Here is an 18,202-nt window from a genome sequence, read left to right on the forward strand (position 1 = left end):
CACGGTGAAAATCACTTCTCCATCACTTAAGACATATCATCAAATAATCTAGTCTCTCGAGACTTTTTGAGAAGTCCTTATTGGTTATTAAGGATTCGTTCTGAGCTTAAATCTCTCGCATGCTATCGCCTTCAAGTTCAAAAAATTCCTGAATATCTTGAACATATTCCAAAACACCTTGAAACTCCCCATTCTCATCACGCACAGCCGCGTAAGTAACATGGACAAATTTTCCCATTTTTTCAGATTTGAACCACATGACAACCTTATCTCTTTGACCCGAACGCAGGAGTTCAAAGATTTTTTTGACCTTGTCTAGAACTTTTGGAGGGTGACAGAGCTCAACATGACGTCCAATCTGAGAAGGGCTACGCTTGAAAATCATTTCCTCTGCTGGCACGCTATCATTGTAATACTGAAAAATGTCTTCTTTGTTCACAAAGGTGATTTCTAGAGGAAGATGGTTTAAAATCAAGTTAGCTTCCTGAACAGAAAGGTAGCCATTCCCAAAGGCTTGGGGTGTTGTAACATCAAATGCCGCCTCTTTTTCTTTTGGGGTAAAACTAATGCTAAATGTTCCCTCTGGTGTCTCAATAACACGTGTCTGACCGCCTTGAACGTCTTGGATCTGATTGGCCAAGAGCTGCTCCTTGGATCCCTCCTGCTCTGACACCATATCATTAGCTGTAAAATCATGACGGTGAGGTTGCCATGTAGCTGTTGGCTTAATGATGGCATAGCCGTAAGTATCGCTCTCCTTGGCAATCGACAACCAGTCATCCTGAGTAAGCGTCTCCAATAATATCATCAAGAGAATGGCTTCCTCTTTAAAAATCATCTCCTCAAACTCATGCGAAAAGGCATCAAACGCCTCTGAGAAGATTTGGCTATCGAAGTCTGTGAAGCTCTCAACCTGATGTCTCACTTTTTTAAATAAGTCGCGTATCTGATCATCCACTCCCCACATCACTTTTGGAGGAGCATCATGCCCGTAGCGCTCCATGATGGGAAAAAAGAGCTGCTCTTTTCGGTTATAGTGATTGTCAAATTGCCCAAGAAGAGCGATTTGGTGTTTGAGACCTTTGAATAGTTCTTCTTGGATCTTCTCTTGTTCAGGCTTTGCCAGATTCTCCATGATACGACGAATCCGTAATATAGCAGCCCGCAGAGCCAAATTTTCTTGTTTAAACACATAAACTGGATGCCCTTCTTGATCTACATCAGGCGTATCAACGGTTGCAATTGATCCCTTAAAAAGATTGGCATGGACATTACACAGGCTCATCACATCTTCAAAGGTAATGCCAGTATCTGAGCTCATCAGCTCATGCTCCATCAAGGAAATCTCAAGGGCAGAAACCCCTTTGAAGTGTTGGTTAAATTGCTCTTGAACACTCTCAGGACTGGCTCCGTTGTGCAAGTCCAATAAAATATCTTTCAAAATATCAATACGATTTCTTATCATGTCACTCTCCAATCACGTCATAACCATTCCACTCTAGCGTTTCTTTTATTTTTTCTATGGGAATATGGGCAATCTTTGCGCCTGCTTTTAAACTGGTTACCTTTCCAAGCGTATGTAGCATCGCAGGGTTAGCAAGTGGTTTAAAGCCTAAACCAACCAATAACTCCAAGACTTCTGGATTTTTAGCAATAATCTCAGCCACAGGCTGACTCATATCAATGGTATTCACAAGATTCTCCTTAACTTTATGAGCGAAAAAGGAGCCAAAGCCCCTTTTACATCTTTATTTCGTCTGTTCAAATCGTAAATGCACTACAATCTTATCACCATAGCCATTCCGTTCTAAATCGCGTTGCAAACGATAAGAAATATAATGCTCAGCAATCGTGATATAGCCTGCATCCATCAGACGATTTTCAACACAGGATTGAATCATGCTAATGGTCGGGCGCTCTGCTTGTGCTTCTTGTAAGTCAATGACAACCTTTTTAGTCACCTGTGCCAACTTCTGACGCCAGTCGTCATCAAGGGCATAGACAGTTTGAGCTGCTTTTAAGATTGCTTGATAAATTTTATCAGGATTAAAGTCAGCCACTTGACCGTCACGTTTAATAATTTGCATAGACACACCTCTTTTCATGTCTTTTCATCTTTACTTACATTATGCAAATGTTTTCATGATTTGTCAAGTCTTTACATAAGATAAGCCTCTAAATCAAGCCGAAAAGTGTTTCTGTCTTAAAGGCTATACTTTTTTCCCTCACGATAGTGTTGCTTGGTTTTATAGCCCTCTGATAAAATCCTTACCATCTCTTCTAGGCGTTTTGAGATAGTGACCTCTGTTTTGGCTGAGTAGACATGGCGTGCCCAGTCTTTTTGATACCCCGGTGTCAGTCCTTGGTAGAAAGCTAGTTGCTCAGGATAAGCTGCCAAAAAGGCCTCAATATCTTTGATTCTATCGAGGTAATCATTGACCCTAGCAGAAGAACGCATGGTTCCCTTAACCCTTCTTTTCGGCTGATATTTCAGAGCCACCAAGGTGTAATTGTCATCCAGTGCCAGCATGCGATTGAACTTATAGTCACTAGCTTTGACATAGCCGTCCTCATCATCAACCTCTAAATAAGGAAAAATGGCGTCACGATGAATGGGTGGATGCCCTAATTTATTTTTCATTTTGGGGTAAAGAAGATACAGCTGTCCATTTTCCACTAAGACTTCCTTATCTGAGCATTGAACAATGACGTCTTTCATCTCCTCCAAGCTATAGACATAGGCTATGGCTAACTGGAGTTTTAAAGCGAGAGGAGATGGAAAGTCAAAGCCATCAAAAGCTGTTTGTGCTTCTTTTGCTGGTCTAATCATGGCTAAGTCACTAAAGGTATCTAACTTTAATTTTTGAAGTAATAGCCTATCCATCGTATCTCCCTGCTAAATGCTCAAGTGATGCCCGCAAAATCTCCTCTAACACCTGTAAGTCAATGTCCGCTAATTTATTGACATAGACACAGCCAACCGCTGCCTTGTGCTTTCCTAATGCTTGCAGTAATGACGCTCTCTTTGGCAAATGTTGATCAATATAGAGACTGATTTTAGCCTGTCTTGGAGCAAAGGCTAAACGCGGGGCATCGCCTTCAACCCCAGTTTCATACTTGTAATGATACCTACCAAAACCAACAATACCAGGATACCAGACCACAGGGTCTTCTTTGCTGATGCGTCTATACATCTCTAGGAGACGATAAGCATCTTCTTGTTTGCTTGTTGTTTTCAATTCGGCAAAGAGTTCGTCTACTGATTGCTCAGTGGGTGCAAATTTTCCCATATTGTTCCTTTCTAGGGGTCAATTTCTTTTCTAGTCTAACATTTTAAACCACTTTCTGCTAGTTTTTCGCTAGAGAAAAATCCTCCTAATCAAGGAGGATAATCATCTGTACTGTGGTCAATAAACTGTCTATCCATTTCTGCCGTGCTACGGATAGATCGTTTTCTTTTCTAAGCGATTAGCTTAAGACTGCCAACGCTTAACTTTTTTCAACATGATTGGATAGCTAACTTTCATCAGGAATTTGACAATGGCATTTCCTTGGCCATTTGAAATAGCCGTTTTCCCTTTTGTTACCATTTCTTCAAATGTGATACCGGGTTCAATAAAAGCACCAGCAGTGTAGCAATAAGAACAATACATTAGCGAAAGACTTCCATCAGCTTCTGTTCCTCTAACATCTTGTCCATGCAAATGAAGTGGCATGGCACAAGATTGGCAAAATTTTTCCACAAGATTTACCTCTTAATATATCTAGATTGGATAAAAAGTAAGGGAGTTAATGAACGGAATACCTTCATTGACAACTTTACCTTTTACTGACTTCTACGATTTCAATAGCTCAATCCAGCTATCAAAATATTGTTCTTGAAAAGCGACTGCTTCTTTGATCTCATCCTCCGAAAAGAAGGTGCCCTCGGGTACCACTACCCATTTGCTCTCACAGTCATCTCGTCGATGAATGACAGCTATAACCTTTCCTTCAAACTGACGACAGGGCTCTGCTATTCCCAAGAGATAGACATCTTGCTCCTGTCCATCCCCTCCTAAAATATTCGGAACATAGCCATAGTTAACGGGGTAAACCATATCTTTGTACTTAGGATGCCTACTCCCTAGTGGCCTATCAATATGAACCCTAACGCGACTTGGAACAGTTGTCATAAAGCATCTCCTTTTGCTAGATAGAGTGGTTTTTCAGGTCTAAGATGCGGACTTTAGTATTTCAGATGCCAGCTGAAATACTTCGTTTCTTTGGTTTTAATCAGCCACGAATAGGCCTCAGGATATAACTCTTTGACTAGAAAAAAGGACCGCTTTTTGGCTGTTTGATAAGCCTCGGATTTTCATAGGGCTCAAAATTAAGTTTCCCAGATGGCACATGGTAAGAAAGGTGGTAGTTGATGCCTTTGTCCACATGTACGGTCAACTTGAGTCCCTCATGACGGATAACTTTCCCACGTTCAAGGCGACCGACACCATAATCAACAGCTACAACCAATTCCTGCTCACCAACCGGTAAATAGTAACCAGCCACGCCTAGACTAAGCACAACCCGTTGGATAGGCTGACCATTAACAGATTGAATATAAACATTGTCAGCTAAATCAGTCTCACCCGATGTCACCTTGGTCACAAGGACAAGACTGTCTCCTACAAACTCAGACAGTTGCTGTGCTTCCCGCTGACGGTGTCGCTGAATCCCTATAAAAATAATCAAACCGATAGAAACTGGTAAAATAGGCAAAATCATTATTAACCATATTATTGTTTCTGACATCCAGATATTCCTTTAAACATTATTTATTGGCCTCAGTCAATCCATTCGTCACTAACATCTTCCTCCCTAGGATAAGAAAAGAAATGAGGGGACCTTTCCCAAGTTTCTATCAACTGTTACTATTAGCAAAGCCACTAAACACTACTTTACACTGCTTATTCTAATAATCCGGTCTAACAACGCCTGTCACGGTTGCTTTAGTTGCTTCATAGTCGCCGTCCACTACGACTTTGATGATGCGTTTGGCATCTTCTTCTGGGCATGGTACCAATGGCAAGCGGAGTGGGCCAACTTCAAAACCAAGATAGTTGAGAACTGCCTTAACGGGTGCAGGACTTGGGTATGAGAAGAGGGCATTAACTTTCGGAATAAACTTGCGTTGAATAGCGGCTGCTGTTCGGATGTCTTGCTGCTCAATAGCAGTAAACATCTCATACATTTCATCGCCATTGGTATGGGAAGCAACGGAGATCACACCATCTGCTCCAAGGTTCATAGCATGGAAGGCATCGCCGTCCTCACCTGTATAAACCAAGAAATCCTTTGGTTTGTTTTCAATCAAGTAAGCCATATTAGCAAGGCTGGTACACTCTTTGACACCGATGATATTTGGATGTTCTGCCAAACGCAACATGGTTTCAGGCGTCATTTCGACCACGACACGACCTGGGATATTGTAAATAATGATTGGTAAGTCAGAGGCATCCGCAATAGCCTTAAAGTGCTGATACATTCCCTCTTGAGAAGGCTTGTTGTAGTAAGGCACAATAGCAAGACCTGCTGCAAAGCCACCAAAAGCCGCTACTTCCTTAGCAAACTCAATCGAGTCACGGGTATCATTGGTACCGATACCCGCAATCAAAGGCACACGACCATTAACGATTTTTTGCACAGCTGCAAATAATTCCAATTCCTCCGCGTGTGTCAGAGTTGGACTTTCCGCAGTTGTTCCTGCCAACAAAAGCCCTTCTGTATGATGAGCCAACAAATGTTCGATCAATTCTGGCAACACATCATAGTTAATAGCACCATCTTCTTTAAATGGTGTAATCATAGCTGTTATGATTTTTACATCACGTAAATCTTGAATAGACATATCTCAACCTTTCTACAACTGAATGCCACAATCAAATCATCAAAAGCCAAGCCCTTAACATCTAAGCTTTTAATTTTTTGAAAATACGATAGCTATTGACAAAGAAAATCATACTCACTGCTAGGAATGCGAGAGCGACTCCAGTAGCACCCACTAAAGTATAAATCCAGTAAATAAAGCGTGGGAGGAGTTTTTCTCCACCTGTTTCTTCCCAAACTAACAAATCTTGCCTGATAATGAATCCATAGACGGCAACTACAAGACCCAAAACGGTACTGAAGAAAATTTGCACCTTTGGGCGTTGCCCCATTTTCTTAGCAATGTTATCATTCATTTTTCAATCTCCTAAACCTAGTCCTTATTTCAACTCAAATTTCAAGTCTGCTGTTGGACGAACTAGACCACGTTCGTGGAGGGTTTCAGCGATTTGAACAGAGTTCCAAGCCGCACCTTTAAGCAAGTTGTCAGAAACAACCCACATGTGAATACCGTTGTCCTTGTCCAAATCCTTACGGATACGACCGACAAAGGTATCACGGCTGCCAACAGCGTTAATGGCTTGCGGATAGACCTGATTAGCCACATCATCTTCCAAAACTGCACCTGGGAAGGCAGCAATGGCTGCTTTTACCTCATCAATTGGAGCAATTTCTTTAGTTTCAATGTAAACAGACTCAGAGTGAGCTGACAAGACTGGAATACGGACACAGGTTGCAGAAACAGCAATGCTGTCATCTTCCATGATTTTCTTAGTTTCCTTAGTCATCTTCATCTCTTCGTAAGTATAATCATTTTCAGTGAAGAGATCGATTTGTGGAATCGCATTAAAACCGATTGGGTAGTGCTTCTTATCGCCACCAGAAGGAAGAATATTTGCTTCCACCGCTTTTGGCTCTACACCGTCATTCAAGACCGCACGCAATTGAGCTTGCGTTTCCAAGATAGCTCCCATACCTGCACCAGAAACTGCCTGATAAGTCGATACGATAATCCGCTCCAAGCCCCATTTCTGACGGACAGGTTCCAAGGCAACCATCATTTGAATAGTCGAACAGTTTGGACAAGCAATGATACCATTGTGGGCATCTAGTGCGTGAGCGTTTACCTCTGGAACAACCAATGGTACATCTGGATTTTGACGGAAATAAGAGGTATTATCCACTACAACCGCACCAGCTTTCACAGCATAAGGAGCGTATTTGGCAGATGTAGAGCCACCAGCTGAGAAGAGGGCAATATCCACGCCTTCAAAAGCTGTCTCTGTTGTTTCTTCAATGACAATGTCCTGTCCCTTGAACTGCAAGGTCTTGCCTGCTGAACGAGCAGAAGCCAAGAAACGTACTTTCTCGATTGGTAGAGTTGATTCTTCCAACATTTTAATCATTTGGGCACCAACTGCACCAGTTGCACCAACAACAGCTACTACATAAGCCATAAAAAATCTCCTTTAGGTCAATTCTTCAAAATTTTCTAAAAATTGTAAGTAGAACTATTATACCTTATTTTCGAAGTCTTGCAAAGCAGAAAAAGTCCTCAAAATGAGAACTTTTTTATCTTAACTGATCAATTGATATCACTTCATCTGCCATGTCCCAAATAGTCGGATTATGAGTCGCAATGATAATGGTGCGATTAGCTTGACGTAGGGATAGTAAGATTTCCATGATAGCTTTTGAAGTGTCTGGATCAATGGCTGCAGTCGGTTCATCTGCAAGAATAAAAGGAGGATTTTTCAACATAAGCTTAGCCAGAGCTACTCGTTGCGCTTCGCCACCAGACAACTCAAAGATTTTTTGATTCAAATTCAAGTAGCTAAGCCCTACAGTTGCCAAGGCTGAAAGTTCTAACTTTCGCCGCTCCTTTTTACTTATTTTTCGACCAATCAACCCTAGTTTTAAATTGTCGTCGATAGTTTGACTCTCTAACAGTCCAAAGTTTTGGAAGAGATAGCCTAGCTCCCAACGAAAAAAATCACTCGCTGTGTAGTTTTTGAGATCTTTCCCCCGAAACATAATCTGACCGTCATAACTTTCCAGTTTAGCCATCATATTCATTAGCGTGGTTTTACCGCTACCACTAGAACCGATGAGAGCATAGACCTTACCAGCTTCAAAAGTTAACGAGAGATTTGAAAATAGGCATCTCTTACCAAATGACTTGCTGACATTTTTTAGCGTAATCATATTAAGCTCCTTTTAACATTATCATAGACATGGCATTTTCTTTACGAGATTGAGCTGCTAGTAACAACATGGCATTGAGCATAAATACCCAAAAGACTATTGCGCCAACCCAAACATTACTGATCATCATACTACTGGCTAGAAAACCAAGCAGAAAGACTGTGCATTGCGCTAAGAGATAGCTGCGATGGAGACTAAAAAATGAAAAACCTGCTACTCGCTTAATAAAAATATCCCTACGAAACTCCGCAAAATAAAGCAGGTTCATCGTATTAAACATGAGAAGTGACGTCGCCACACCTAGTAAGGAACCTAGGAACATTGTAAGACTCTCACGCTTTAGATTATCCAATAAGGTCAGATAGGTCTGATAAGGAGACCCTAGTTCTCCGACGAACTTGACCAAATCATGTGTCTGGAGGAGTTTTTGCGCAGTCTTCAAATCGTCAATATACAGAGAGGTTTGCAACACATTGGTCCAAAAGTCATAGGAATGTTCACCCATAGCCTCAGGCGTCACGACTACGATAATGGGGTCTCGTAAAAATTGATGATAGGTCATCGGACTGGCATTGTAGATAAATCGATCTTTATTATTATCTAGATAGGCAATCGTCGCAGTCATGGGCTGTTCGATAGTTGCCTCACGCATTGCGGTTTGGCGAGTCACATGCTTTTCAAATAAAGCACGGTAATTTGCCTCATCATGTTTTAGCTTTTCAGGCAAGAGAAGGATAAATTCCCCAAGACTGAGATTATTGGCCTTTTCAGCTATCTCTGGACTAACCTCTACCTGTTGGCGTTTGAGGTACTGAGGTGTCACATAAAGGGCATTGCCTTCAGGACTATAATCTTCCCAGACGTAAGAAGCTTCCATGTGTCCTTTTGTCGTCAATGCAGCGATATTACGAAGACCCAAATAATGTTCTGATAAAATCGCCACATCTTCTTTTATCGCTTGATTGACAAAGCTGTACCAGTTGCTTGATCTTGCACCTGCCTCTCCCACAGATTCCCGTTCAAAACTGTCTCGATTCATGGACAAGGAAATGAGAGACTGTTCTTTCTCCCAAGCCAAACGCCCCATCTCCTGTTGCTGCATGCCTTGAAAATAAATCACACTCCTATGGAGCCCAAAAGCTACCATCAAAACTGCTAACACTTGCCCAATCAGCATGACACTCATCATGCCTCGCACCGGTAACTTACCTTTGATGACTTGCATGAGAGAGATTCTCTTCATGGCAATGGCGAATAAAAGAGCCAAAAGCAGTGACAAGATTAGTAAGAGCAGATTGTAAGCTAACAAACCCATCACTGTCATGTAAAATGGCAGCCAGGTAAAGTGAAGAAGGCTCCCTGTAAGAGCAGCTACTACAAGTCCTACCAAGCAACCAAGCGCTAACATCAGGCTATCTGACTGGACATGACCAAGAAAAATCTTCCAGTGTCTTTCACCAGAAATAAGCAAAATGCCTACTGTCCGTAAGACCTTAATATGCCCAATCACAGTCATGGCCCCAAAAGTCAGCAGAAAGACTATCAAGCCCATAAATGGGAAACCACGACCAAAAACAACACTAAGAGTGCTCAGAAATGATGGTGAATGGATATGGCTCTTTGTCAGACCAAGTTGACTTAAAGCGTCTTTTAATTCTCCAACTCTCAACTGTCCGGAAAAAATGAAATAATTGACCGCTAAATTGATTTCTTCCTCATCCTTAATCTCTTTTTCCTTTAAGCCATCTGGTAATTCCCCCTCACCAAAGACTGTGTAAGTCGGCTTAGATATCCCATCACTGCCTAAATCCCAATGTTGAAGTGCAATCAGACTGTGACGTTGCCTCGCCAGATCCTCCAAAGCATCTGCCACTTGAGGGTAAGTAAGATCAGAGGGTCTCTCCATAACCGCAACCGATGGGTAATAATGAGACACAAAGGTATCCGACCAAACTGTAAATACCCAGACAAAAAAGAGACTGGCTAACACGTTAGATATTAGAACAAACAGGCTTTTCATGTCATTACCTCCGACAATCGTAAGTGCTATATGTAGATATTTTATATGTATATTTTTCATATATAATATAACACATTTATTTTGTAAGCGCAATCATAAATAATCTCCATTTTGACAAAAAAAGAGAGACGACAAGGTCTCTCAAAAAATAGACGAATCACTTACTACTAAGCAGTAATGATACCTTATCCAACTCCTTTGTCGCACTTACGCGACTGCTTGAGCCATTTGCATCTGGTGATAAATGCCTTGCTTAGCCATCAGTTCTTGATGATTGCCATGTTCAACAATATTACCATCTACCATCACTAAAATCATATCAGCAGATTGGATAGTGGACAGTCTATGAGCAATAATAAAACTGGTCCGCCCTTGCATCAATGTCTCAAAGGCTTCTTGAACCAAAAGCTCTGTACGGGTGTCAATGGAGGAAGTAGCTTCATCCAAAATGAGGATTTGAGGCAATTTAAGGAAGATTCGAGCAATGGTCAACAACTGACGTTGACCTTGAGACAAGGAATCCCCACCATCCTTGAGGAGGGTATCATAGCCTTGTGGCAACTGCCGAATAAAGAAATCAGCATTGGCCGATTTGGCAGCAGCTACCACCTCTTCTCTACTGGCATTAGGATTAGCATAGGCGATATTATCGTGAATACTTGCATTTTTCAACCAAGTTTCCTGCAATACCATGCCGATTTGACTGCGAAAATCCTCACGTTTGTAATCACTCAAGGCTGTTCCATCCAATAAAATCTGTCCACCGGTAACGTCATAAAAGCGCATCAGCAAATTGATAAGCGTTGATTTCCCAGCCCCAGTAGGTCCCACGATAGCTACTTTACTAGCCGCAGGAATGGTCATCGAAAGCTTATCGATCAATTGTGGGCTATTGGGATAGGCAAAGGAAACCTGATCAAAGATGACTTCCCCAGCTAATTTTTCTCCCTCTGGTAGCGCCCTTCCATCGTCGATGAGACTAGGCTCATCTAAGATAGCATATAAGCGTTCTGCACAAGCTAAGGCGCTCTGCAATTCAGCCAAAACCGACGAAATATCATTAAACGGCTTAGTGTACTGGGCGACATAGTTCAAAAAAGTAGTCAACTGTCCAACAGTAAAATTGCCAGTCATGATCCGATAGGCACCAACACCCGTCAATAGCGCATAAATCAAAGCATTAACAAAGCGCGTGGCTGGATTGACTGTAGAAGAGTAGAAAGTGGCTCCTAAGGAATGCTTAGCATAAGTCTCATTGATGGTCGTAAAGCTAGCAATGGCTTGCGCTTGGCCATTAAAGGACTGGATAAGACTTTCTGGTCCTATCATTTCTTCTACTAGCTGCGTCTGAAGCCCTCGTGACTGTGTCTGACTCTGATATAGGCTGTAACTTTTACTAGCAATAAAACGGGCTACAAAAAGAGAAAGTGGCGTCAGGCACAAGACTAAGACTAGCATCACTATGTCCAAACCAGCCATGGTAACAATTGTCACTAAAATCGTCAAAAAACCTACTAAAAATTGATTAAAAATCATGAGAAGGCCATTACTCAGTTGCTCGGTATCGGCTGTCAAACGGCTAACCATATCTCCGACACCATGTTTATCCAGATAGGTAATGGGCAAGTGATGAAGTTTGGCAATAACTGATTGACGCAGCTGTTCAATCTTCTTAAAAATCAAGCGATTGTAAAGGAGAGGAGCCAGCCACTGCACCAGACTATTGGCAACAATGACCACCACCATCTGCCCTATCACAGTTGGTAAAACAAGAAGCAGCTGTTCTTGGAGAAGGCTATCGATAGCCCGACCAATTAAGATAGGTAAGTAAATGGTTAGCGCTACTTGCGCTATCGTCAAGATAAAAATACTGATGATTAGGCTAGGGGAAGCCAGCAAGTCTTTTAGCAAACGTTTAAGCATGTAGGCCACCTTTCTCTTGAGAGGCACAAATTTCCTGATAAATGGTATTTCCCTCCAATAACTCTTGGTGTTTGCCAAGACCTGACTGTTGCCCCTGCTCTAACACTAAAATCTTATCCGCTTCAATGATACTAGCCGGTCGTTGCGAAATCAAGATGACAGTGGTCCCTGTCAAATGAACACGCAGAGCCTTAAGCAATCGACTTTCTGTCAGATAATCCAAAGCAGAGGTAGCATCATCTAAAACCAAAAATGGCGCTTTTCTAAGGATGGCACGCGCAATGGTTAAGCGTTGGCGTTGTCCTCCTGAAAAATTTCTACCAAAGCTTGCGACCTCAGCATCCAATTGCCCCTCTTTATCACGAACAAAATCATCAGCTTGAGCAATCTCAAGAGCCTGCCAAAGCGCAGCATCTTCTACCATTTCTTCCAAGCCCAAGGTCAGATTGGAGCGAATCGTCCCCTTGAAAAGTTCTGCCTTTTGAGGAACTACAGCAACAAGTTGTCGCCATTCCTTCAAGGTTTGAGGACTCTTTCCTTCTTGGTAAATGGCAAAGCTGCCCTGGTTGGGATAGTAGAGACCATTGATGAGTTTTACAAAACTTGTTTTACCAGAACCTGTACCTCCAATAATACCTAAACATTCACCCTTATCAAGAGTTAAGGAGATGTTCGAAAGGGCTGGTTGACTAGCTTCTGGATAGGTAAAGCTGATGGCATCGGCAACTAAAGCCTGTTCTGAAAAGGTCTGTTCTAAAGGAGCCGATAAATCTTCTGAGGCTAAATCAAACACCGAGGCAACACGTTTAGCCGAGACAAAGGATTGATTCAATGTGGTGATTAACATGGTTAACTTAATTAGCTCAACTAAAATCTGGAGAAGATAATTGACCAAAGCCACCAACATTCCCTGACTTAAGAGCCCCCCTTGAATGCTTAAACCACCTTGCCAAATGAGGACAACTAAGGTCATATTGACCACCAGATAGGTAAGTGGGGTTACCAGAATAGACAAATCTCCTGTCTTAATCTGTTGCGCCCTATAAGCTGCATTAACTTCTGAAAAATCCGCAATCTCACCTTTTGTCTGATTAAAAGCTCTGATGATTCGGATACCCTGCATTTGCTCACGCGTCAAGGAAACCATCTTATCCAACTGTTGGCGAAGTAAAGCATAGCGAGGCGTCAGCAGTCGACTGGTAATACCGACAATGATAAATAAAACAAAGACCATGAGGCAAAACCAAAGAGCCAGCTTTTGATCAATGGTAAAAGCCATGATAATAGCGCCAAAAACAATAAAAGGAGAACGCAGAAACAGCCTCAAAAACAGGTTAATGCCTTGCTGAATTTGTAGGGTATCGCTAGTCATGCGCGAAACAAGACTAGAAGTCCCTAGCTTATCACGCTCTGATTGTGGCAGAGTCATGATTTTACGAAATAAATCCTGACTCAGTTTTTGGGTATAATCAATCGCTGTCTTTGCTGAGTAGTATTGTGCCGTTATCGCAACCAAGCAACCGACGATCGCTAAGAACACAAGTAAAGCAATCATGGCTCCAAACTGCCTCATATCGTTATTTGGAATAGCATGGTCTAAAATCTGTGCCAACACTAAAGGAACTATGAGTTCAAAAGAAGCTTCTAAAAGTTTGAAAAAAGGACCTAAGATAGCTTCCTTCAGATAGCCTTTAAAATACTTGAGTAAATCTGTCATCACTTTTCCATTCTAAAACAACCTCTAGGAGAAGAGGTTGAAAACTTTGATTAAATAAAGATTGGCCTGCACCTGCCTGGAGTAATAGAAATTACCACCATTCTGATAAAGCTCTGCTCCACCATTGAGGTAGGCAATGAGATTGTGATAAGGATAAGTTTTACCAGTGTTATTACCAAGACTAGGAGCAACGACTTCTTTAGAGTAGTGTTTTGCTAACTCAAGGCTATTAACACCGCCATTTTCCGCAACATAGCGAATGTAATTGGAACCAAAATTGTAAGCCTGAACAGCTGTCCAAACATCAACCCCTGCTTGCTCTGCCTTCTCTAAATTGTCTGACAGAACTGTCACTCCCTGACGGACACTTTCCCTGCTGTCTGTGATGGTATTGACCTGCCCAGTTGAGCTTTCGCTTGACTGCATGATGTCTGCCCTATCCCCTTTACTTTCTGTATAGATCATGGCTAACACCAAGTCCTCGTTAGCCTGACTATCATTTTCAGCTAACACTTCTCTTACCATTTCTCGGTATGTGAGAACCCTTTGAACCGCTTGATGGGTACGAAAGCCCCAGATAAGCATGCCTAGGAAAAATAGCAGAGCCAGTAACCGTCTAAGTTTTTTTAACATTATTTATTTTGAATATCCTGTATATTTTTGATGAGTATGGAGTAAGTGCCATCTGTATTTTGGATGAATTCCACACTCTCTGCATCCTGATAAATATTATTTGGAACGATGAGCTCAATCCCATTTGACAAAGATAGCTTCTGGGTTTCCAATTTTTTAATCTGACGTGAATGGTCAATATCAGATACCTTGATAGGCTCAGGAATACTGTCTTTCAGCTGGTCTACAAAGGTTAAGCGTGCGGTCAAATTCTGATCAAAAAGCTGGTTAGCCAGCTTTTCAGGCGACAATTCTTCGTCTTCTTCTAAGTTTTTGAAAATAGCTGTTTTCATCTTAGACTGGAAAGCAAAGTCATCCTGGTTGAAACTATCAGCCACCTTCTGTGCTACTTGTTCCACCTGCTTGATGGCCTTTTTGACCGACTGCTCTGGCTTAACCTGCAATAAATTCTCCGAAAAATAGTTGGCAAAAGCACCGTTATGCTTGATACGCTTTTCAATCAGATAATATTGATAGGTTTTTCGGTTAATGAGCAGGGCTTCATCAGGGGTTTGTGCTGCAGATGGCAGGTTGTTTTGGGTGAGTTTGATGGGAGATGTGCTGTCGCCACTGACATGAGTCAGGTTCTCACGTAGGCCGACACGTAAAAAAGCAAAATACTCCTGACCATCCCGGTCAAATTGGATAAAGACCAAATCATTGGTCTTTTGATCCTCTGAAATGACAAATTCTTCCTTCCAAAGCTCTGCTATTTTAACAGACGTCTCCAAAAAATCATCTGTCAGGTAAGAAAGAAAAGTGTTATCCTCTTCAAACTGTCCCCGCTTGGCTTCATCAGAAAAAACCTTGCTGAGTTTTTTACGAAAATACTCATCCAAACGCGGTGTTATGGTTAGAGCCTCTTCCGCCAAAATCAGGTCAGTGTCCTCTGGGGTAAACTGGTGAATAATAATTTTTTTGATATATAAATCTAGCATCGTTCCTCTTCATTACGATTCGGACTAAGCCAAATCGTTTTAATACAATGGAAATTGATTGGTCAAGTCACGGACAGCTGTTCGAACTTGGTCCAAGACTTCCTCATTATCGTGATTTTTAAGGGCGGTAATGAGGAGTTCAGCAACTTTACGACACTCTTTTTCCTTGAAACCACGACTGGTTACTGCTGCACTGCCGATACGAATACCTGATGTCTTAAAAGGTGATAGGGTCTCAAAAGGAATGCTGTTTTTATTGAGGGTGATATTGACCTCATCGAGCAAATGCTGAGCAGCTTTGCCATTTTCAATCACCTGAGTCACATCAACCAAGAAAACATGGTTATCTGTCCCACCAGAAATCAAACGAAAGGCCTTATCTTGTGCAAAAACATCAGCCATCGCCTGACAATTTTTGATGACTTGACTAGCGTAGTCTTTCCATGATGGGTCTAGATTTTCCTTGAAAGCAACAGCTTTAGCTGCAATCACGTGTTCCAAAGGACCACCTTGCATGCCTGGGAAAACAGCCGAGTCAATCTTTTTAGCCAAGGCTTCATCATTAGTCAAAATCAATCCACCACGTGGCCCACGCAAGGTTTTATGAGTCGTTGAAGTCGTGATGTCAGCATATGGGACAGGATTTGGGTGAAGACCTGCCGCCACTAGTCCTGCGATATGAGCCATGTCGACCATCAACTTAGCTCCTACGCTATCCGCAATGTCACGGAATTTTGCAAAGTCAATCGTGCGAGAATAAGCTGACGCACCCGCCACAATAAGCTTAGGTTTAACCTCATGAGCACGCGCCAAAATCGCTTCATAATCAAGCATTTCAGTCTCTTTATCAACACCATAAGCGACAAAGTTGTAGGTCTTCCCTGAAAAATTAACAGGAGAACCATGTGTCAAGTGTCCACCAGCAGACAAATCCATGCCTAAAACCGTATCGCCTGGCTCAATCAATGCTGCATAAGCAGCAGCATTTGCCTGAGAACCTGAGTGGGGTTGAACATTGGCAAACTGAGCCCCAAAGATGGCTTTAGCGCGGTCAATGGCCAAATTTTCCACCACATCGACACAATCTGTCCCACCGTAGTAACGTTTCCCTGGATAACCTTCAGCGTATTTATTGGTCAAAACAGAGCCTTGGGCAGCCATAACAGCCTTTGATACCACGTTTTCAGAAGCAATCAGCTCAATATTATTCTGCTGACGCGCCTCTTCTGCTGCAATCGCCGCCCATAGCTCGGGGTCAAATGCCTTGTAATCTTCCTTATCAAAAATCATGTTTTTCTCCTTTTTATTGTAAATCTTTTATATAACCTTCTCGGGCAATAATCTCCTCTAGCCGAGTACGATTATGCGTCTGGTTTATACTGGTACGAATCTGCTCAGTATAGAGATCAAAAAATGGAAGGTCTTTTTGTCGGGCACGTTCAATTTCTTTTTCCCGGTCGTAGAAAACTTTCCTGAAATTGATACTTACTCCATGGCCATTTACCTCTAAAATAGCATATTGGGCACGAAAATCCTTTCGTAAGGTCTCCCAAGGATAATATGGATTTCCCACCGAACCAGGGTTTATCAGCATTTGTCCCTTGCTACTATACCGTAACATTTGCTCGTGAATATGCCCATAAACAGCGACATCACAGGGATATTTTTGAAAAAGTTCATCGATTCGTTCTTGTGGCGCATGATGAATAAGATCTCCTCCCCAGTTCTTGTCAGGATGATTATGAGAGATGGAAAAACGTATGCCTTCAACTTCTCTAATGACATGAAGAGGCGTTTCTCGAATGGTTTGAATGTGTTCAGGCGAGACATTACGTGACAAATATTGCGACAATTTCAACAAATAAACTTCTTCACAATCCTCTAAGCCGTACTGACCATCTAGCGCTTCTAAAAAGCAGTCGTCCCAATTTCCACGAACAGTGACACTAGGTTTTATATTAGCCAGTAAATCCAGCAAATCACTATCCCCATGACCAGGCAAAAGCAAATCTCCTAACAGCCAATAATCATTCACCTCTTGCTTTTTAGCATCTGCAAGCACTACTTCTAGAGCTGTCATATTGCCATGAATATCTGATAAAAGGGCTATTTTACTCATGATAAGACCTTCATAAACCGTTCTTGGCACTTGTCATTGGTATAACCGATAGCTCTGTAAAAAGCATGAGCATCCGTCCTGTGACAAGCAGAATTTAGGCGAATAAAGCCAAGTTCTCTAGCCTTGGCTTCCTTTTCAAGCTCTTCCATGAGTTGGCGCCCCAGTCCCTTGCCTTGATAAGCAGGACTAACCGCTAAGGCCAATACATTGAGACCAGCTTCTGAATAAGTAGCCTCATAGACCTGCGCGTGGACATAAGCAATCACTCTATCCTCATCATCCGTTGCCCCGATTAGGAGGTGACTACCGTTAGCTAAGCATTTTTCTAGCTGAGATTGCGTTTTTTCCAAAGGAAAAGGATAACCAAGCGCCTCATCATTAAGGCGATTTAGGGCTTCCGCATCTGTTACGTCTATCCATCGCATCATGTCTGTCCTCCTTAATCGCAAGCTTCCTTTTGTATTTAGCTAAAGGAAGCCTAAGCCTTTTTATAAAGGTATTTCTATTATACCAAAATATCAGCTAATAAGAGGTCATAATCTCACGATTTCCTAAAATTGCCCCTTTATATTAACTTTTGACGGTTATACCTCTTCCATGATTGGACAAATGTTCAGCCAACTCAATCTTTAGGCTGCTAACACATCCAAAAAGCAGTGCCCAACTTGGCACTGCCTTCACTAAAGGTATCTGGTAGTTGACTGGTCTGAAACACGGCATCTTGGTAAATCTCGCCTTCCTCA

The 18,202-nt window shown here is 42.0% G+C and carries 20 protein-coding genes; all 20 read right to left on the reverse strand.

Annotated elements, in window-relative coordinates; all coding sequences use genetic code 11:
- Positions 1-106: 106 nt before the first annotated feature.
- The 20 genes from G575_RS0100465 to G575_RS0100560 all read right to left on the reverse strand — a co-directional run bounded on the left by G575_RS0100465 (position 107) and on the right by G575_RS0100560 (position 17,887).
- Positions 107-1,465, reverse strand: a complete 1,359-nt coding sequence (locus tag G575_RS0100465; protein WP_027970970.1) for a DUF438 domain-containing protein — start codon at positions 1,463-1,465, stop codon at positions 107-109.
- A gap of 1 nt (position 1,466) precedes the next feature.
- Positions 1,467-1,679 (reverse strand): DUF1858 domain-containing protein, encoded by a 213-nt coding sequence (locus G575_RS0100470; RefSeq protein WP_037622461.1) that lies wholly within the window; start codon positions 1,677-1,679, stop codon positions 1,467-1,469.
- A 69-nt stretch (positions 1,680-1,748) separates the two neighbouring features.
- Positions 1,749-2,087: an ATP cone domain-containing protein gene (locus tag G575_RS0100475; protein ID WP_027970972.1), complete on the reverse strand. Its 339-nt coding sequence runs from the start codon at positions 2,085-2,087 to the stop codon at positions 1,749-1,751.
- A 116-nt stretch (positions 2,088-2,203) separates the two neighbouring features.
- Positions 2,204-2,884 carry a YdeI/OmpD-associated family protein gene (locus G575_RS0100480; protein WP_027970973.1) on the reverse strand — a complete coding sequence of 227 codons (681 nt, stop codon included), beginning with the start codon at positions 2,882-2,884 and terminating at the stop codon, positions 2,204-2,206.
- Positions 2,877-3,290 carry a DUF1801 domain-containing protein gene (locus tag G575_RS0100485; protein WP_027970974.1) on the reverse strand — a complete coding sequence of 138 codons (414 nt, stop codon included), beginning with the start codon at positions 3,288-3,290 and terminating at the stop codon, positions 2,877-2,879. Before G575_RS0100485 ends, G575_RS0100480 begins: the two co-directional genes overlap by 8 nt.
- A gap of 183 nt (positions 3,291-3,473) precedes the next feature.
- Positions 3,474-3,743, reverse strand: coding sequence for a zinc ribbon domain-containing protein (locus tag G575_RS0100490; protein WP_027970975.1), 270 nt, complete (start codon positions 3,741-3,743; stop codon positions 3,474-3,476).
- 93 nt (positions 3,744-3,836) lie between these two features.
- Entirely contained in the window at positions 3,837-4,175 is a 339-nt protein-coding gene (locus tag G575_RS0100495; RefSeq protein ID WP_027970976.1) for an inorganic diphosphatase, read from the reverse strand.
- A 136-nt stretch (positions 4,176-4,311) separates the two neighbouring features.
- A complete protein-coding gene (locus G575_RS0100500; protein ID WP_156874698.1) occupies positions 4,312-4,791 on the reverse strand; it encodes a hypothetical protein in 480 nt (159 codons plus the stop codon).
- Positions 4,792-4,951: 160 nt separating this feature from the next.
- Positions 4,952-5,887 (reverse strand): 4-hydroxy-tetrahydrodipicolinate synthase, encoded by a 936-nt coding sequence (gene dapA / locus G575_RS0100505; protein ID WP_027970978.1) that lies wholly within the window; start codon positions 5,885-5,887, stop codon positions 4,952-4,954.
- A 61-nt stretch (positions 5,888-5,948) separates the two neighbouring features.
- The gene (locus tag G575_RS0100510; protein ID WP_027970979.1) at positions 5,949-6,221 is read right to left on the reverse strand and encodes a hypothetical protein; all 273 of its coding nucleotides are present in this window, start codon (positions 6,219-6,221) and stop codon (positions 5,949-5,951) included.
- A 24-nt stretch (positions 6,222-6,245) separates the two neighbouring features.
- On the reverse strand, positions 6,246-7,322 hold the full coding sequence (locus G575_RS0100515; RefSeq protein ID WP_027970980.1) for an aspartate-semialdehyde dehydrogenase: 1,077 nt from the start codon (positions 7,320-7,322) through the stop codon (positions 6,246-6,248).
- 115 nt (positions 7,323-7,437) lie between these two features.
- Entirely contained in the window at positions 7,438-8,070 is a 633-nt protein-coding gene (locus G575_RS0100520; protein WP_027970981.1) for an ABC transporter ATP-binding protein, read from the reverse strand.
- 1 nt (position 8,071) lies between these two features.
- Complete coding sequence (locus G575_RS0100525) at positions 8,072-10,090, reverse strand: DUF1430 domain-containing protein (RefSeq protein ID WP_027970982.1); 2,019 nt, start codon at positions 10,088-10,090, stop codon at positions 8,072-8,074.
- A gap of 207 nt (positions 10,091-10,297) precedes the next feature.
- Positions 10,298-12,013, reverse strand: a complete 1,716-nt coding sequence (locus G575_RS0100530; RefSeq protein ID WP_037622394.1) for an ABC transporter ATP-binding protein — start codon at positions 12,011-12,013, stop codon at positions 10,298-10,300.
- Complete coding sequence (locus tag G575_RS0100535) at positions 12,006-13,730, reverse strand: ABC transporter ATP-binding protein (RefSeq protein ID WP_027970984.1); 1,725 nt, start codon at positions 13,728-13,730, stop codon at positions 12,006-12,008. The genes G575_RS0100530 and G575_RS0100535 overlap by 8 nt, the downstream gene beginning before the upstream one ends.
- Before the next feature lie 24 nt (positions 13,731-13,754).
- Positions 13,755-14,363 carry a lysozyme family protein gene (locus G575_RS0100540; protein WP_027970985.1) on the reverse strand — a complete coding sequence of 203 codons (609 nt, stop codon included), beginning with the start codon at positions 14,361-14,363 and terminating at the stop codon, positions 13,755-13,757.
- Positions 14,363-15,340, reverse strand: a complete 978-nt coding sequence (locus G575_RS0100545) for a nucleoid-associated protein (protein ID WP_027970986.1) — start codon at positions 15,338-15,340, stop codon at positions 14,363-14,365. The genes G575_RS0100540 and G575_RS0100545 overlap by 1 nt, the downstream gene beginning before the upstream one ends.
- A gap of 39 nt (positions 15,341-15,379) precedes the next feature.
- On the reverse strand, positions 15,380-16,630 hold the full coding sequence (glyA, locus tag G575_RS0100550; RefSeq protein WP_027970987.1) for a serine hydroxymethyltransferase: 1,251 nt from the start codon (positions 16,628-16,630) through the stop codon (positions 15,380-15,382).
- Between the two features lie 13 nt (positions 16,631-16,643).
- Complete coding sequence (locus tag G575_RS0100555; RefSeq protein ID WP_027970988.1) at positions 16,644-17,462, reverse strand: metallophosphoesterase family protein; 819 nt, start codon at positions 17,460-17,462, stop codon at positions 16,644-16,646.
- Positions 17,456-17,887, reverse strand: coding sequence for a GNAT family N-acetyltransferase (locus tag G575_RS0100560; RefSeq protein WP_027970989.1), 432 nt, complete (start codon positions 17,885-17,887; stop codon positions 17,456-17,458). The genes G575_RS0100555 and G575_RS0100560 overlap by 7 nt, the downstream gene beginning before the upstream one ends.
- Positions 17,888-18,202 lie beyond the last annotated feature (315 nt).

The organism is Streptococcus plurextorum DSM 22810, assembly GCF_000423745.1.
Lineage (GTDB): Bacteria > Bacillota > Bacilli > Lactobacillales > Streptococcaceae > Streptococcus > Streptococcus plurextorum.

What these genes read in the sequence shown, in the direction of transcription:
- G575_RS0100540 (WP_027970985.1), bottom strand. Translation starts at nt 14,363, where the DNA reads ATGTTAAAAAAACTTAGACGGTTACTGGCTCTGCTATTTTTCCTAGGC.
- G575_RS0100515 (WP_027970980.1), bottom strand. Translation starts at nt 7,322, where the DNA reads ATGGCTTATGTAGTAGCTGTTGTTGGTGCAACTGGTGCAGTTGGTGCC.
- G575_RS0100510 (WP_027970979.1), bottom strand. Translation starts at nt 6,221, where the DNA reads ATGAATGATAACATTGCTAAGAAAATGGGGCAACGCCCAAAGGTGCAA.
- G575_RS0100485 (WP_027970974.1), bottom strand. Translation starts at nt 3,290, where the DNA reads ATGGGAAAATTTGCACCCACTGAGCAATCAGTAGACGAACTCTTTGCC.
- G575_RS0100475 (WP_027970972.1), bottom strand. Translation starts at nt 2,087, where the DNA reads ATGCAAATTATTAAACGTGACGGTCAAGTGGCTGACTTTAATCCTGAT.
- G575_RS0100470 (WP_037622461.1), bottom strand. Translation starts at nt 1,679, where the DNA reads ATGAGTCAGCCTGTGGCTGAGATTATTGCTAAAAATCCAGAAGTCTTG.
- G575_RS0100500 (WP_156874698.1), bottom strand. Translation starts at nt 4,791, where the DNA reads ATGTCAGAAACAATAATATGGTTAATAATGATTTTGCCTATTTTACCA.
- G575_RS0100520 (WP_027970981.1), bottom strand. Translation starts at nt 8,070, where the DNA reads ATGATTACGCTAAAAAATGTCAGCAAGTCATTTGGTAAGAGATGCCTA.
- G575_RS0100525 (WP_027970982.1), bottom strand. Translation starts at nt 10,090, where the DNA reads ATGAAAAGCCTGTTTGTTCTAATATCTAACGTGTTAGCCAGTCTCTTT.
- G575_RS0100530 (WP_037622394.1), bottom strand. Translation starts at nt 12,013, where the DNA reads ATGCTTAAACGTTTGCTAAAAGACTTGCTGGCTTCCCCTAGCCTAATC.
- G575_RS0100480 (WP_027970973.1), bottom strand. Translation starts at nt 2,884, where the DNA reads ATGGATAGGCTATTACTTCAAAAATTAAAGTTAGATACCTTTAGTGAC.
- G575_RS0100560 (WP_027970989.1), bottom strand. Translation starts at nt 17,887, where the DNA reads ATGATGCGATGGATAGACGTAACAGATGCGGAAGCCCTAAATCGCCTT.
- G575_RS0100545 (WP_027970986.1), bottom strand. Translation starts at nt 15,340, where the DNA reads ATGCTAGATTTATATATCAAAAAAATTATTATTCACCAGTTTACCCCA.
- dapA (WP_027970978.1), bottom strand. Translation starts at nt 5,887, where the DNA reads ATGTCTATTCAAGATTTACGTGATGTAAAAATCATAACAGCTATGATT.
- G575_RS0100465 (WP_027970970.1), bottom strand. Translation starts at nt 1,465, where the DNA reads ATGATAAGAAATCGTATTGATATTTTGAAAGATATTTTATTGGACTTG.
- glyA (WP_027970987.1), bottom strand. Translation starts at nt 16,630, where the DNA reads ATGATTTTTGATAAGGAAGATTACAAGGCATTTGACCCCGAGCTATGG.
- G575_RS0100535 (WP_027970984.1), bottom strand. Translation starts at nt 13,730, where the DNA reads ATGACAGATTTACTCAAGTATTTTAAAGGCTATCTGAAGGAAGCTATC.
- G575_RS0100495 (WP_027970976.1), bottom strand. Translation starts at nt 4,175, where the DNA reads ATGACAACTGTTCCAAGTCGCGTTAGGGTTCATATTGATAGGCCACTA.